Genomic DNA, 15,083 nt, shown 5'->3' with positions numbered 1-15,083 from the left:
TCCCCGTGACCGGGCTCCGGCACGACCATTCGGAAGATTCTTGACAAGTGGACGGGCGGCGGGCCCTCCCGCCGCCCGCGCTCAGCCGCTCAGAGGAAGGTCACCGTGCAGGGCACGCCGTTGACGGTGAAGCTGCCCGGGTTGGTGTAGGGGCCGGAGTAGGTCGCGGTGAAGCCGATGCCGACGGAGGTGGTGCCGGGCGCGATGCTCGGGTACCAGGTGGGGTTCATCGCCTGCACGCTGGGCGGTGTCTGCGACCAGACGGCGCTCCAGGAGTTGACCAGGGTCTCGTTGCCGGGGAAGACGAACTGGAGGATCCACGGGCTGAAGGTCAGGGTTCCGGTGTTCTGGATGGTGACGTTGACCACGAACCCGGTGCCCCAGTCGGTCACGTCGTAGTTGACATGGCAGCCGTACGCCATCGTGGCGGCGTTGGCCTGGGGAGGGCCGGCCAGGGCGAACAGCGGGAGGAAGAGGAGGGCGGCGGCAACACGGGAGAGCTTGGACATCGGCTCACCTTTCCGTCGGGGAGCCGATCGTCCGTTCGGCCTTTTCCGCCGTCAACGCGACCCCCGGCAGCCACCGCGAACCCGCAGCTCACGACGGCCGCCGGCTGAAGTTTTCACCGCCCCGCGTAGCGGAGCACGGTGGCCTGGAAGCTGCGGAACATCTTCACCGGCTCGTCGAACGACTCCCACGGTTTGGCGGTGACCATGCCGTCGAGCCGCTGGAACTGGTCGGCCGCCGCCACGTACTCGTTGGCCAGGGTGAAGACCAGCGCGAACACGTTGACCGGCACCTGCCAGCCCTGCCGCCGCCGGAAGTCCCGGTGCCGGATCGAGCGGTCGGCGGCGGCGTGTATCTCGGCCACCACGTGCGGCTGGGCCAGGTGGCCGAGGTTCTGGTGTCCCCAGGCGTACTCCAGGTGGGCATCGGCGATCACCCGCCCGATCGGGCTGCCCTCCGGAGCCTGGGCTACCGCCTCGCGGGCGAAGGTGAACATCTCCTCGTCGCTGCCGGTCCACTTGGCGCAGAGGTTCTGCAACATCTGTACGTAGGAGAGCTCGTGGTAGGGGTGGAGCCGGAGCACCTCGTCGAAGCGCCGCCAGATCTCGTCGTATCCGACCTCCCGGCCGCGGGCCGAGCGAACCAGCCAGGACCAGGCGATCAGCTCGTCGGGGTCCCGCTCGACCACCTCGTCCAGGCAGTCCTCAGCGATCTTGAGCCGTGCGAAGAAGGCGCGGAACTGGGCGGGCGTGGTGTCCTCGGCGGACGCCGTGCCCCGCGCCTCCCAGGCCCAGTGCACCCCGTGCACGCCCTTGACGAGCAGCGGGAGCGTGGAGTCCGGCTCGGCCGCGATCCAGTCGTCGATCCAGTCCTGCACGCCGTCGGCCTCGGCGGCCACGGCGAAGTAGAACGTCCGCACGTCCGGGTCGGGGTGCGCGGTCAGCCGGTCGCGGGCGGTCCGCCAGTCCCGGGCGGCCAGGGCGTTCCAGAGCACGCGGGCGTCGGGGTCGCCCATGCACGGGTCGATCGCCCGGCCCCCGCGTCGGCCGAAGAGGAAACCCATCGATCAACAACCCTCACCAGTGGTACACAAGGTGCAAATTTTCATGATTTTTGCTGAGGATACCGATGGTCGGATTCGCCCGGGCGGCACTGTCGCTAGGTTTGTTCGCCGGCTTCTTCGCGGTCGCCCTGGCCGAACTGGTCGGCCTGATCGCGCTGACCGTCTGGCTGAGCACGCAGATCATCCCGTTGCTGGCGATCCGCCTGCTGATCCCGGTGGTCGTGGTGGGCGTCGGCGCCATCCTGCGATCCTTCTGGCGGGCGCTGCGGGCCCCGCAGCCGGAGCCCCCACTCGGGCTGGTCGTCCAGGCAGAGCGGGAGCCCCGCTTCTGGGCGGCGGTACGCGACCTGGCCCGCCAGGCCGGGACCCGGCCGCCGGACGAGATCGTCCTGGTCAACGAGGCCAACGCCGCGGTGGCGGAGCACACCCGGCTGCTGGGTCTGCGCGGCGGCACCCGGCGGCTGGTCCTCGGCATGCCCCTGCTGTACACGTTCACGGTGGCCGAGCTGACCGCGGTCATCGCGCACGAGCTCGGCCACTACTCACGGCGGCACACCCGGCTCGGCGAGGTGTCCTACCGGGCGCGGCTGACCATCTCCGGCACCATCCGCCGGTTGTCCCCGGCCAACCCGCTCAGCTGGGGCCTGAAGGCGTACGCGGGGCTGTACCTGCTGGTCGACAACGCCGTCCGGCGGCGGCAGGAACTGGAGGCCGACCAGTCCGCCGTACGGGTGGCGGGGAAGGAGGCCACCGCCGCCGCGCTCCGTCGCACGCCCGAGCTCGACGGCACCTGGATCTGGTTCCTGGCCCTGCACGTCGCTCCGGGCCGGCTCCATGGTTACTACCCCGACGACCTGTACGGCGGCTTCGCCGCGATGACGGACGCCGGAGTGACGATGGAGAGGGAACCCGATCCGGAGACCGAGCGGTCGCGCTGGGACACCCATCCGCCGCTGGACGTCCGGCTGGCCGCCATCGAGGCCGCGCCCGGCGTGCCGGTGGCCGCCGACGACCGGCCGGCGCGCGAGCTGTTCACCGACTTCGACGGGCTGGCCCGGGAGCTCACCCTGCTCATCGCGGACGAGGACGACCACACCTTCCTGCCCTGGCCCGAACTGACCACGGCGACCCGGATCGCCGGACTCCAGGAGGAGGCCGACCGCTACTTCCGCTCGATCGCCAGAACGGCCCAGCGGGAGACCGCCGACCTCACCACCGTCCTTGAACTGATCGCCGCGGGCCGCCTACTGGAAATCGCCCAACCCCTCTTCCCCACCGCCACCCGGCGCGAGCTACCCGGCCTGTTCGCCGATCCTCTGGAGACCATGCTGACCCTGGCCGCCGCCCGCTCCGGCACGGCCAACTGGCGCCACTCCTGGTCCTCACCCCCCGACTTCCTCACCCCGGACGGCACCGAACCCCCGCTGAGCCAGATCGCCGAGCTGGCCCTACACCCCGGCGGCCTCCCCGAGACCCGCGACCGACTCGCCGACCTCGGGATCGACGTCGGGGCCGCCACCCAGGAGCGGTTGCATCCCCAGGCGTCCGGCACCGAGGTGATCGGCGGCATGGCGAACACCCGAGTCAACGGAACCCCGCACGACCTGCTCCTGCTCACCGGCGGTTTCGTCCTGATCCCGAACCCGGGCCGCGTGAACAAGGGCCGCCTCCGCCTGATGGACCTGGTGGAGGACACCCCCGCCGACAAACTGGCCGCCAACAACCGCTACCTCGCCTTCGAAACAGTGGACAAGGCGGAAATCGTCCGCCGCGTCCCCCTACGCTTCCGCCTCACCCTGGCCGACGGCCAGCTCCTGGACATCCGCGAACGCTGGACCGGCGAGGAACTCCCGAACAGCCGCACCACGCTGACCGAGGTCCTGGAACGGCTCTGATCACCAACCCCCAGCGAGGACAGGCGAAGAAGTCAACGCTCTTTGCGCCGATCCAGATCGGCGAGGGATCAAGCCTGCCTGAGGAGCGGCAGAGTCCGCAGGCGACTCTTGATGTGGGACGCGACGAAGTCCGGAACCGGGCAGTTCGCGAGGACCTCCGGCCAGGTTTCGGCCAGCGCCGCCACGGACGCACGGGCGGCGTCCGCCACCGCCTCGGGGTTGGCGCCCGCAGCATCCGCGAATCCGCGGAAGTGGTCCAGCGTCACGTGTCGGGTGTCCGTCTGACCGTTCAGCGGCAGGGTCAGGGTGTCGGACCTGAAGCGTTCGTACGCGGTGACGCAGACGATGTCGTACGCGGGAGACAGACGGCGGGTGCGCCCGTCGGGGTAGCGGAGCGACCAGTTCTTCATGTGCTCGTCGGTGTTGCCCACAACGACGCACGCGGCCACCCGCCGGACGTACTCGGTGAGGTCCTGCGGGCACTCCCGCTGAATCAGGAGGGCGATGTCCTCTGCCTTTCCCCGCTCCTTCTCGTGGGGGAGCAGGTCGAAGATCTGGGCGAAATCCTCCTGGTGGATGCGGGCGCCTGCCTCCCGATCGAAGCGTTTGATGGCGAATGCGTGTTCCCCGGGAGCGATGAGAGCACCTGGGAGATTCTTTAGATCGGCGGGTGTCACCAGGCGATGTTCGGGGACGTCGATACCCGCCAGGCTCAGCCAGGTCATGATCGCGTTCTCGTTCTCGGGAAGGGAAGCGAGCCCGCTGCTGGGGAACTTCACGATCCAGTCGCCGCCCACACCCTGGTAGACGAAGTCCTCGCCGTTCCTGGCCATGGACAGTTTGACCTGCATGCCGGACAGGGAGAAGCTCAGCTTCCCCGGCACCGGGAGCACCATGGTCTCGTCCATCGTGGTCTCGTCAAGCCGAGCGCCATCCGAGCGCACCCTTACGGCACCGGGAAGATCCTCGCCGAGGTGGCACAGCAGGGTGAAATCACTGATCCGTTTCACGCCGAGCTCGGCCATGATCATTCGCCGGAGGCCGGACTCCTTTTCTGGCAGGAGGTTGGAGAACCACGTGGGTACGCCGCCGCCCAAGCCTTTTCGTCTGGCCAGCGGCTCGTATTCGAAACGCAGGCCGAGCACGGGGCGGTCGGACGAGCGGTCGGTGTAGGCGAAGGAGACGCGGCCTGACTGGTTGGTGAGCAGGCCGACCTCACGGTCGCCCAACAGGACTTGGGCGGTGGCGCGCTTGGTCATTCGCCGTCGCCCAACCGGGGAAGTCCCGGGCCGTCGGGAAAGCCGAACAAAGCGTTCTCCTGGACGTGGTCTTCGATTATGCGGCGAACTGTTCGGGCTCGTCGGTGCAAGAAGCCTTGTCGGTTCCCCGCGCGCCACATGAGGACGCCTTCGCTGTCGATGGCATGGCTACGGAAAGTGTTCTCCCAGATGTCGAACTCACCATGATCCAGCAACCCTTGAAGCGAATCCGGTGGATAGCCGGGTGACTGGACGAACCTATTGGCCAGGGTGTCGGTCAGTGGCCCGCCGCGGCCAGTGATGTGGTTCAGCGGATTGCTCCCGAGTTCCATCAGGGTCTGGGCGTCGACGGGGCCGAACTCGGCGGTGCTGCCGGAAATATTGCGGGGGTGGAGACTGAGGAGGCCAAGAATGTTCACCTTGGCTTGCGCCATGTTGGGCCGTACTGCACTCAGGTCCGCTTCCCAGTGTTTCTCCGGAACGAGGCTGAGAAGGCGGTTAACGCTGGCGACAGGATCACCGGTAATCGCCAGCCCGCTCTGCCGCAGGGCCACGGTGTTGCCTTGTGGTGCCACGCCTATCACGGAGCCACGCCAGACCCACCGGCGGAGCAACTCGGCGGCTCTTCCTTCCGGTGCGCCGAACACGGCCGCGAAGCGAGTGAGAATCGTCAGGAAGAGCATGTACGGCAGCAGGCGCACATGGGGAATCTTTGCCTCGTCGCGGAGAAAGTCCACCGCGATCCCTAGCGATTGCTCGGTTTTCTTGAACGCCGCGTGCCGGTCGTCGTCGTCGATAAATTCGTCGCGGAAGTCGCGGTCGATTCGGCCGCCGCGCACTGCCAGGACCGATTGCATGAGCACCCGTTCGGGGATCTCGCCGAAGCCGAAGCCTCGGACCGATGCGGCCAATGCGTCGAGGCCAGCAGGTTCCATCTGGCCGGAGACGGTATGCAGGGCGTTGAAGATCTCGGGCTGCGTCAGGCGTTTCCCGAAGTTGTTGAGCCGGTCGAAGATCACTCGAAGGGCCGTCTCGTCCGTCCCCTCGACCACATACATCGGTATCGCGTAGTCCTGGATGGCTGTGACCACCGAGTCGCAACGAACAAGGTCGTCGTCGCTCAGCCACGGCCGCTCTCGTTGCCAGGCGAGCATGCGCATGTTGCTCAGGGCTACGGGGACGGGCAGCCAGTGGTCGGGTATCTGGTCGCGTCTGCCCGCTGACACGAACCGGTCGGACTTGAGGTTGTAGAAGATCCGGAAGCGCGGATCGACGGTGCCTGGAGGGGCTGCGAGCGCGCCGACCAGGCTGGTGATCCGCTGCTGCCCGTCCACCGCCCAGAGTGCGTCGGGGGTCTGCGGCGCGTTGATGAGGAGTGGACCGACCTGCAGGGTCGTCTGCGCCGCGGGGCGGTGCCACATGAGCAGGTTCCCGATCGGGTAGCCACGCAGGATGCTGTCGAACAGCTTGACGACATCCTCACGTTCCCAGCGATAGGAACGCTGGAAGGCGGGAATGCGAATCCGGCCGCTCAGGACCCACTCGACGAGTTGCCGAGGCCTCGTCTGCTCGACTTTGTTTTGTCGGCCGACCGCGGGCATTTCGCCTCCCTCCTCGCTGGACTCATCGTATGCCCGTCACGATCTCGTATCGACTGAATACGAACTGTGCCCGGTGCGCGGGGCGTACTGCGCGGTTAGGGCGCGGTGGCGATGATTGTCCGTTCGTCAGACGAGCCGATCAGGGTGATCACCGTGTTCAGCGCGTCGTCGTGTGCGTGGCCGACGAGCGTGCCTTGCAGGGCGGGATCGGAAGTGGCAGCATGCGCCGATGCATCCATTGAGGCTGATCGAGTCGACCCCGGGGAAGTACTCGCTGTTGCTGGACGCGGGAACCACGCAGGTGGACGACGTGGTCGAGGAGCTCGGGCACGAGCCGAACGGGTATTTCTGGGAAGGCGTGGCTCAAGTGCTCGTCAGTACCGAGGCCCCTGGCCTGGAAGGGCGGTTCTCGTACGATCCCGAAGGTGGCATGTTCTGCGCGTATGGAAAGGACCGGAGCGCGTTGGAGGAGCTGGCCACCCGGATGGCGGCCGTTGCGGCAGACGCCGACCGGATGCGGCGGCTTGTTGCGGACGCCGAGGCGGATGGGTTCGAGTTCGACGACTGAGCTGCGAGTGTCGAGCCTGGTTCTTCGGACCGGCAGGTAATGCTTCGTGGCGGGTGCCGCCTACGCTGGGGCTGTGTCCGACGACAACGGAAGCCGGTCCGCGCGGGTTGAGGACGTGCACGAGTTGGCTCTGGCCATGCCGCACGTCACCGTTGAGCATGGGAGCGGTGGCAATCCGGTCTATCAAGTGGGCGGGAAGTCGTTCATCTTCTTTCGTAATCCGCGGCCGGACGCGGTCGACCCTGAGACCGGGGAGCGCTATGCGGATGTGATCGTCTTCTGGGTTGAGTCCGAGGCGGACAAGCAGGCGATGGTTCAGGACGAGGCGTCGCCGTTTTTCACCACCGCGCACTTCAACGGTCACCTGTCGGTCCTGCTACGGGCCGGCCGGATCGGTGAGCTCACCCGGAACGAGCTGACCGAGCTGGTCCAGGACGCGTGGCTGTCCCGTGCGTCAGCGCGCAGAGCGGCAGCCTGGCTCCGCATGCATCCCTCCGCTTGACCACTCTCCTGCCCGTGGGGCGGTGTGAGGATCGCAAGCGAATGCTTTCCGGGCGCAAGCTGATCAGATGAAACCGCTAATCCCGACATTCCACCCGCGATAGCATCCCGCCGTGCGCGCGAAGTGGATTGCTGCCGGTGCCGTCCTGCTCGTTCCGCTGTTCGTCCCGGTCGCGGCGTACGCCGGCCCGGGGAACCCGAGCGGCGGGGCGTACGTGCCGCCGGAGGGGCGGGCGGTGAACACCTCGCGGCCGGACAGGGTGGTGGGGAACGGCACGCCTGCAAGCTGCACGTCCAAGGCCGTGGTGGCGGCGGTGGCCAAGGGTGGGGTGATCACTTTCAACTGCGGGCCGCGGCCGGTGGTCATCCGGATGACCGCGACGGCCAAGGTGCGGAATACCAGTGCCCGTGTGGTGCTGGACGGCGGCGGCAAGGTGACGCTCAGTGGGATGGGCAAGCGCCGGATCCTCTACATGAACACCTGTGACAAGTCCCTGATGTGGACCACCTCGCACTGCGACAACCAGGCTCAGCCGCAGTTGGTGTTGCAGAACCTGACCTTCGCCGATGGCAACTCCACGGGAGAGCGTGCCGAGGGCGGGGGTGGGGGTGCGGTGTTCGTCCGTGGTGGGCGGGTCAAGGTGGTCAATTCGCGATTTATCCGGAATCGGTGTGACTCGACGGGGCCCGATCTGGGTGGGGCGGCCATCCGGGTGTTGAACCAGTACCGGAACCTGCCGGTGTATGTGGTGGGGAGCACGTTCGGTGGGGCCGCGGGGCAGGGCGGGGTCTGCTCCAATGGGGGTGCGCTGAGCGGTATCGGGGTGTCGTGGACGATTCTGAACAGCGTGTTCTCGTACAACAAGGCGATCGGGCGGGGTGCCAATCCGGCCAAGGGCGGGACGCCCGGGGGCGGTAGCGGGGGCGCGATCTACGCGGACGGGAACCTTTTCCACATCAAGATCGCTGGGTCGGTCATCCAGAACAACACCGCACGTGAGGGTGGCGGGGCGATCTTCTTCGTCAGCAACAACCGGACCGGGACGCTGCGCATCGAGAAGTCCCGGCTGCGGAACAACCCGAGCGCGGGCTTCGAGACCGCGGGGTATCCGGGCATCTTCTTCCTAGGGGCGGGAAAGCCGCAGATCGCGGCCTCCACAGTGCGTTAGGGGCGCACGCACCGGGCAGGCGCGGGCTTCGCTCGAAGTGGGCGCGGGTCCGGTGGCTGCGGTGGGTCGGCACTTGACAGCTCCGTCGCTGTCGCCTTCGGTCTCCGGCGTGCGCCCCGAGTTCTGGCGTCGTTGTGGGCATCTGTCGTGTGGTCTTGGAATGTCGACACTGTGGGCTTTTCTGCCCGTTGACGAGACCGTAGCGCATATGTAACCTTTGGCCAACGCTACGCAAGAATCTTGCAATCCGACGTTCAATTTCTCGCTGTTCCTCGCAACTTCAGGGATGCACTGCGTCCGTGCTCCTGCCCATCGTGTGCGATCAAGCCCCGACCCTGTCGTGCCTGACGAGAGAAGAACACGAATGAGAATGCCGCACGGACCATTACGGCTGGTGGCGACCCTGGTCGCCGCCGGCCTGCTCGCCGTGGGGCCGGTGGTGCCGGCCTCCGCCGCGGGCGGGCCCAACCTGTCTTCCGGAAAAGCGACCCTGGCCAGCAGTTCGGTGGCCGGGCACGCGGTCTCCGCGATCAACGACGGTGACCAGAACTCCTACTGGGAGAGCACCAACAACAGCTTCCCGCAGTGGGCCAGGATCGACCTCGGCGCCGCCACCAGCGTGGACCAGATCGTGCTGAAGGTGCCCCCGCCCACCACCTGGCAGACCAGGACCCAGACCCTCTCGGTCCAGGGCAGCGCCGACGGCACCAACTTCGCCACCGTGGTGCCCTCGGCCAACTACACCTTCGACCCGGCCACCGGCAACACGGTGACCATCAACTTCGCCGCCGCCGGCCACCGCTACTGGCGGGTCAACGTCACCGCCAACACCGGCTGGCCCGCCGCGCAGCTGGCCGAATTCGAGATCTACGGCGCCGACGGGAGCCCGAACGGCGCCAACCTGGCCGCCGGCAAGGCGATGAGCTCCAGCAGCGTGGCGCAGAGCTACGTGGCGGGCAACGCCAACGACGGCAACCAGGGGACGTACTGGGAGAGCGTCAACAACGTCTTCCCCCAGTGGCTCCAGGTGGACCTCGGGGCGGCCACCCAGATCGGCCGCGTCGTGCTGAAGCTGCCCGCGAGCGGCTGGGCCACCCGTACCCAGACCCTCGCCGTCCAGGGCAGCGCCAACGGCAGCACCTTCACCGACCTCGTGGGCTCGGCCGGATACGTGTTCAACCCGGCCAACGGCAACACGGTGACCATCAACTTCGCCGCCGTCAGCACCCGGTACGTGCGGCTGAACATCACCGCCAACACCGGCTGGGCGGCCGGGCAGATCTCGGAGTTCGAGGTGTACGCCCCGCAGGGCGGCGACAACCAGCCCCCCACTGCGCCGGGCAACCTGGCCTTCACCGAGCAGACCCCCGGCCAGGTACGGCTGACCTGGACGGCATCCACCGACAACGTGGGCGTGGTCGGCTACGACATCTACGCCGACAACCAGCTCAGGGCGAGCGTGGGCAACCTCACCACGTACACCGACACCCAGCCGGTGAGCGCGACCGTGACCTACTTCGTCCGGGCCAAGGACGCGGCGGGGAACGCCTCGGCGAACAGCAACAGTGTCACCCGGCAGGGCCAGGGCGGCGACAACCAGCCCCCGACCGCGCCGGGCAACCTGGCCTTCACCCAGCCGGGCGGCGGCCAGATCCGGCTCACCTGGACGGCATCCACCGACAACATCGGCGTAACTGGTTACGATATTTACGCAAATAATGCCCTAAGGGCGAGCGTGGCTGGAAATATCCTGACGTATACGGATACGCAGCCGGGGAACCTGACGGTCACCTATTTTGTCCGGGCGAAGGACGCGGCGGGCAACGAGTCCGCCAACAGCAACAGTGTGACCCGCACCGGGACCGGCGATCCGGAGACCAACCTGGCCATCGGCAAGGAGATGGTGGAATCCGGGCACGTGCACACGTTCGTCGCGGCCAACGCCAACGACAACAACCTGAGCACCTACTGGGAGGGCAACTCCGGCGCCTTCCCCAACACGCTGACCGTCAAGCTCGGCGCCAACGCCGTGGTCAGCTCCGTGGTGCTCAAGCTCAACCCGGGCACCGAATGGGGCACCCGTACCCAGAACATCCAGATCCTGGGCCGCGAGCAGAGCGCCACCGGTTACACCAACCTGGTCTCGGCCGCCAACTACACCTTCAACCCGGCCACCGGAAACTCGGTCACCGTCACCTTCAACGCGACCGTCGCCGACGTACAGCTGAAGTTCAACAGCAACACCGGCGCCCCGGGCGGACAGGTCGCCGAGTTCCAGGTGTTCGGCGTCCCGGCTCCCAACCCGGACCTCACCGTCACCAACCTCAGCTGGACCCCGACCTCGCCGAACGAGACCAACGCCATCACCCTGTCGGCCACCGTGCGCAACTCCGGCTCCGCCGCGGCGCCCGCCGACAGCGTCACCTTCTACCTCGGCGGCGCGCTGGTCGGCACCGCCGACATCCCCGCCCTGCCGGTGGGCGGCACCGCCACCGTGACGAGCGACGTCGGCACCCGCGCCATGGGCAGCTACCAGGTCAGCGCCCGGGTAGACGCCGACAACACGGTCTTCGAGATGAACGAGAACAACAACACGCTGACCGCCGCCACCCCGCTGGTGGTCGCCCAGGCCCCCGGCCCCGACCTCCAGGTCACCGAGATCACCTACAACCCGGCCAACCCGGCGGTCGGCGCGCCGGTCACCTTCACCGTCGCGGTGAACAACCGGGGCACCACGGCCTCCGGCGCGACCACGGTCACCCGGGTCGTGGTGGGCGGCACCACGCTGAACACCACCACCCCGTCGATCGCGGCGGGGGCGACCCTCCAGGTGGCCATCACCGGCAGCTGGACGGCCACCGCCGGCGGCGCCACCATCACCGCCACCGCGGACGCGACCAACACCGTCCAGGAGACCAACGAGACCAACAACACGCTGACCCGGTCGATCGTGGTCGGGCGCGGCGCGGCCGTACCGTGGGAGGAACTGGAGGCGGAGAACGCCGGCTACCAGGGCACCCTGCTCACCGCGGACCCGCTGCGCACCTTCGGCCACACCAACTTCGCCACCGAGTCCTCCGGCCGCCAGTCGGTCCGGCTGAACAACACCGGCCAGTACGTCGAGTTCACCTCGACCGCCCAGGCCAACTCCATTGTGGTCCGCAACTCCATCCCCGACGCCCCGGGCGGCGGCGGCATGGAGGCCACCATCAGCCTCTACATCAACGGCACGTTCAACCGGAAGCTGACGCTCTCCTCCAGGCACAGCTGGCTGTACGGCAACACCGACGGCCCCGAGGCCCTCACCAACACCCCCCAGGCCGACGCCCGCCGGCTGTTCGACGAGTCCCACGCCCTGCTCACGCAGAGCTACCCGCCGGGGACCAAGTTCCGGCTTCAGCGGGACGCCACCGACACCGCCTCCTTCTACATCATCGACCTGATCGACCTGGAGCAGGTCGCGCCGGCGCTCAGCCAGCCGCCCGGCTGCGTCTCGATCACCCAGTACGGCGCCATCCCGAACGACGGCCTGGACGACACCGCCGCCATCCAGCAGGCGGTCACCGACGACCAGAACGGCGTGATCAGCTGCGTCTGGATCCCGCCGGGCCAGTGGCGCCAGGAGAAGAAGATCCTCACCGACGACCCGCTCAACCGGGGCCAGTACAACCAGGTGGGCATCAAGGACGTCACCATCCGCGGCGCGGGCATGTGGCACTCCCAGCTCTACACGCTCACCGAACCGCACCTGGCCCAGGGCAGCATCAACCACCCGCACGAGGGCAACTTCGGCTTCGACATCGACAGCAACACCCAGATCTCGGACATCGCCATCTTCGGTTCCGGCACCATCCGCGGCGGACCCGGCGGCGCCGAGGGCGGCGTCGGCCTGAACGGGCGGTTCGGCGTGAACACCAAGATCGTCAATGTCTGGATCGAGCACGCCAACGTGGGCGTCTGGGTGGGCCGGGACTACGACAACATCCCCGACCTGTGGGGCCCGGCCGACGGGCTGGAGTTCTCCGGGATGCGGATCAGGAACACCTACGCCGACGGCATCAACTTCACCAACGGCACGCGCAACTCGAAGGTGTTCAACTCCTCGTTCCGTACCACCGGGGATGACGCGCTGGCGGTCTGGGCCAACAAGTACGTGAAGAACCCGGCCGTGGACATCGCCCACGACAACCAGTTCGTCAACAACACCATCCAGCTGCCGTGGCGGGCCAACGGCGTCGCCGTGTACGGCGGGTACGGCAACAAGATCGAGAACAACCTCATCTACGACACCATGAACTACCCCGGCATCATGCTGGCGACCGACCACGACCCGCTGCCGTTCTCGGGCACGACGCTGATCGCCAACAACGCGCTCCACCGGACCGGCGGGGTGTTCTGGGGCGAGGCGCAGAAGTTCGGCGCCATCACGCTGTTCGCGCAGGGTCAGGACATCACCGGCGTCACCATCCGGGACACCGATATCTACGACTCCACCTACGACGGCATCCAGTTCAAGTCGGGCGGCGGCAGCACGCCGAACGTCGCGATCACCAACGTCCGCATCGACAAGTCCAACAACGGCGCCGGCATCCTGGCGATGGGCGGCGCCCGGGGCAGCGCGACGCTGACCAACGTGACGATCACCAACTCGGCGACCGGGAACATCGTCCGGGAGAGCGGCACGCAGTTCGTGATCAACGGCGGCTAACGCGGGTTAATCGGACCGGCCATGGGACTCGCCCCCATGGCCGGTCCTTTTGTTATCTGCTGTGCGTCCTCCAGACGTCCAGCACCATGCTTACGGTGAAGAACGCCGGCAGCAGGAGAGCGCCCACGACGACGAGGACGGTGCCGGAGAGCAGGTCGGTCATCAGGGCGAGCCCGGTCAGGCCCAGCGCCGCCAGCACCGCGAAGGCGATCTTCCAGTCGTCGCCGATGATGAAGTCGTACCAGAACCGGGCGAAGCCCTTGAGGAACCTCATCAGGCCATCTCCTTCCGCCGTATCCGAGGCAACGCCACCACGAGGATCCGGGAGAGCAGCAGCCAGAGCGCCAGCAGCGCGAGGATCGCCAGGTCCCCTCCCGGCCACTCCAGGCTGTGGTGCTCGCTGGTGAGCACGCCCAGCCCCTCCACCGCCCAGTACGTGCCGAAGGCCGCCAGCAGCAGGCCCACGCCGTACTTGAGGGCGTTCTCCGGGATCATGGACAGGGGGCGGTGCAGCACCGCGCCGAGCGTCAGCACGATCGCCCCGGCGGCGACCGCGCCCCAGACCGCGCCCGGGACGTTGTCCGCGCTGAGGCCGAAGGTGATGACGATGAACACCACCTCGACCCCTTCCAGGAAGACGCCCTTGAACGCCACCACGAAGCCGAAGGTGTCGAGCCCGAAGCGCCGGTTGGTGGCGGCGGCCTGGGCGGCGGCGGTCTGGACGGCGAACTCCTCGGTCTCGTCGTGCCTGGCCTTGAGGCCGGCGGCGCGCAGGGTGGCCTTGCGGAGCCACTGCAGGCCGAAGATCAACAGGAGCGTGCCCACGGTGAGCTGGAGCGCGGCCTGGGGGAGCCAGGTGCTCAGCGCGTAACCGGCCGCGAAGGTGAAACCGGTCAGCGCCACCAGCGCGGCCGCGGCGCCGGCCAGCGCCGACCGCCAGTTCCGGGTGAAGCCCATGGCCAGCACGATGGTCAGTGCTTCAACGAACTCGACGAACGAGGCGACGAAGGTGGAGCCGACCAGACCCAGGGTCGTTCCTTCCATCGGATCTCCTCATGTAGCACTTGTTTCATAGAGACGATAGTTACACTGTGATAGGCGTGTCAACGGCTGGTAGTGTGCCTGACGTGGCTAACGAACCCGAGGTGGGGCGGCGGTGGCTGCTGCTCATCTACCGCGTGCCCTCCCAGTCGTCGAAGGCCCGGGTCGCGGTCTGGCGCGATCTCAAACGCCTCGGCGCGCTCTACCTCCAGCAGGCCGTCTGCGTGCTTCCCGACCGGGAGGACCTGCGGGCCGCGCTGGAGCGGGTGCGTGAACGCATCGACGAACTCGACGGCTCCAGCCACTTCTTCGTCCTCGACGACGTCGACGACCGGGAACAGCGGCAGATGCTGGACGGCTTCCGCGCCAACTCCGCCAAGGAGTACGACGAGATCGTCGAAGAGTGCGAGACGAAGTTCTTCAAGGAGATCGAGTTCGAGCGTTACCGGGAGAACTACACCTTCGAAGAGGCCGAGGAGATCCGGCAGGACCTGGAGAAACTCCGCCGCTGGCTGCGCAAGGTGGAGGCCCGCGACTGGATCGGCGCCCCCGGGCGGGACCACGCCCGCGAACGTGTCGCCGAATGCGAACGCCTCCTGGAGGAATTCGAAGCCGACGTCGCCGAACGCGTCGGCGAAGCCGGCTGATCGAACGTGTCGGCGAGGCCGGCTGATCGAACGTGTCGGCGAGGCCGACTGACCGTGCAGGCGAGGTCGGCTGGCCGGATGCGCAGGCGAGGCTGGCTGACCGGACGCGCGTTTCACGGCCTTT

At 67.6% G+C, this 15,083-nt stretch carries 13 protein-coding genes; 6 read left to right on the top strand and 7 right to left on the bottom strand.

The features are described from left to right. Positions 1-89: 89 nt before the first annotated feature. Together KIP79_RS05705 and KIP79_RS05700 are read right to left on the bottom strand one after the other, a co-directional pair. Positions 90-509: a cellulose binding domain-containing protein gene (locus tag KIP79_RS05705; RefSeq protein ID WP_214103595.1), complete on the bottom strand. Its 420-nt coding sequence runs from the start codon at positions 507-509 to the stop codon at positions 90-92. Between the two features lie 113 nt (positions 510-622). Then, a complete protein-coding gene (locus tag KIP79_RS05700; RefSeq protein WP_214103594.1) occupies positions 623-1,570 on the bottom strand; it encodes a DUF4034 domain-containing protein in 948 nt (315 codons plus the stop codon). Positions 1,571-1,635: 65 nt separating this feature from the next. Between KIP79_RS05700 and KIP79_RS05695 the strand changes: the two genes are divergently transcribed. After that, the gene (locus KIP79_RS05695; RefSeq protein WP_214103593.1) at positions 1,636-3,465 is read left to right on the top strand and encodes a M48 family metallopeptidase; all 1,830 of its coding nucleotides are present in this window, start codon (positions 1,636-1,638) and stop codon (positions 3,463-3,465) included. A 68-nt stretch (positions 3,466-3,533) separates the two neighbouring features. On the opposite strand, the gene KIP79_RS05690 is transcribed toward KIP79_RS05695, so the two are convergent. The 3 genes from KIP79_RS05690 to KIP79_RS05680 all read right to left on the bottom strand — a co-directional run bounded on the left by KIP79_RS05690 (position 3,534) and on the right by KIP79_RS05680 (position 6,564). Beyond that, on the bottom strand, positions 3,534-4,724 hold the full coding sequence (locus KIP79_RS05690) for a type II toxin-antitoxin system HipA family toxin (RefSeq protein ID WP_214103592.1): 1,191 nt from the start codon (positions 4,722-4,724) through the stop codon (positions 3,534-3,536). Beyond that, complete coding sequence (locus tag KIP79_RS05685; protein ID WP_214103591.1) at positions 4,721-6,325, bottom strand: DUF262 domain-containing protein; 1,605 nt, start codon at positions 6,323-6,325, stop codon at positions 4,721-4,723. Before KIP79_RS05685 ends, KIP79_RS05690 begins: the two co-directional genes overlap by 4 nt. 95 nt (positions 6,326-6,420) lie before the next feature. Next, entirely contained in the window at positions 6,421-6,564 is a 144-nt protein-coding gene (locus KIP79_RS05680) for a hypothetical protein (RefSeq protein WP_214103590.1), read from the bottom strand. On the opposite strand from KIP79_RS05680, the gene KIP79_RS05675 reads away from it, so the two are divergent. From KIP79_RS05675 to KIP79_RS05655, 4 genes are all read left to right on the top strand, one after another. Continuing rightward, complete coding sequence (locus tag KIP79_RS05675; RefSeq protein ID WP_214103589.1) at positions 6,555-6,893, top strand: immunity 51 family protein; 339 nt, start codon at positions 6,555-6,557, stop codon at positions 6,891-6,893. The two genes, KIP79_RS05680 and KIP79_RS05675, sit on opposite strands and share 10 nt — an antisense overlap. A gap of 73 nt (positions 6,894-6,966) precedes the next feature. Next, a complete protein-coding gene (locus KIP79_RS05670) occupies positions 6,967-7,395 on the top strand; it encodes an MmcQ/YjbR family DNA-binding protein (RefSeq protein ID WP_214103588.1) in 429 nt (142 codons plus the stop codon). A gap of 112 nt (positions 7,396-7,507) precedes the next feature. Beyond that, a complete protein-coding gene (locus tag KIP79_RS05665) occupies positions 7,508-8,563 on the top strand; it encodes a hypothetical protein (RefSeq protein WP_214103587.1) in 1,056 nt (351 codons plus the stop codon). A 364-nt stretch (positions 8,564-8,927) separates the two neighbouring features. Next, entirely contained in the window at positions 8,928-13,271 is a 4,344-nt protein-coding gene (locus KIP79_RS05655; protein WP_250212723.1) for a galactose-binding domain-containing protein, read from the top strand. A 52-nt stretch (positions 13,272-13,323) separates the two neighbouring features. On the opposite strand, the gene KIP79_RS05650 is transcribed toward KIP79_RS05655, so the two are convergent. Both KIP79_RS05650 and KIP79_RS05645 read right to left on the bottom strand, forming a co-directional pair. Then, entirely contained in the window at positions 13,324-13,545 is a 222-nt protein-coding gene (locus tag KIP79_RS05650) for a hypothetical protein (protein ID WP_214103586.1), read from the bottom strand. After that, complete coding sequence (locus KIP79_RS05645; RefSeq protein ID WP_214103585.1) at positions 13,545-14,315, bottom strand: TMEM165/GDT1 family protein; 771 nt, start codon at positions 14,313-14,315, stop codon at positions 13,545-13,547. The genes KIP79_RS05650 and KIP79_RS05645 overlap by 1 nt, the downstream gene beginning before the upstream one ends. A gap of 83 nt (positions 14,316-14,398) precedes the next feature. Here KIP79_RS05645 and KIP79_RS05640 point away from each other — a divergent pair, with 83 nt between their 5' ends. Beyond that, the gene (locus KIP79_RS05640) at positions 14,399-14,959 is read left to right on the top strand and encodes a Chromate resistance protein ChrB (RefSeq protein ID WP_214103584.1); all 561 of its coding nucleotides are present in this window, start codon (positions 14,399-14,401) and stop codon (positions 14,957-14,959) included. Positions 14,960-15,083: the final 124 nt, after the last annotated feature.

The sequence above is a fragment of the Acrocarpospora catenulata genome, assembly GCF_018476525.1.
GTDB lineage: Bacteria > Actinomycetota > Actinomycetes > Streptosporangiales > Streptosporangiaceae > Acrocarpospora > Acrocarpospora catenulata.
This window is presented reverse-complemented; position numbering and strand designations above follow the sequence as displayed.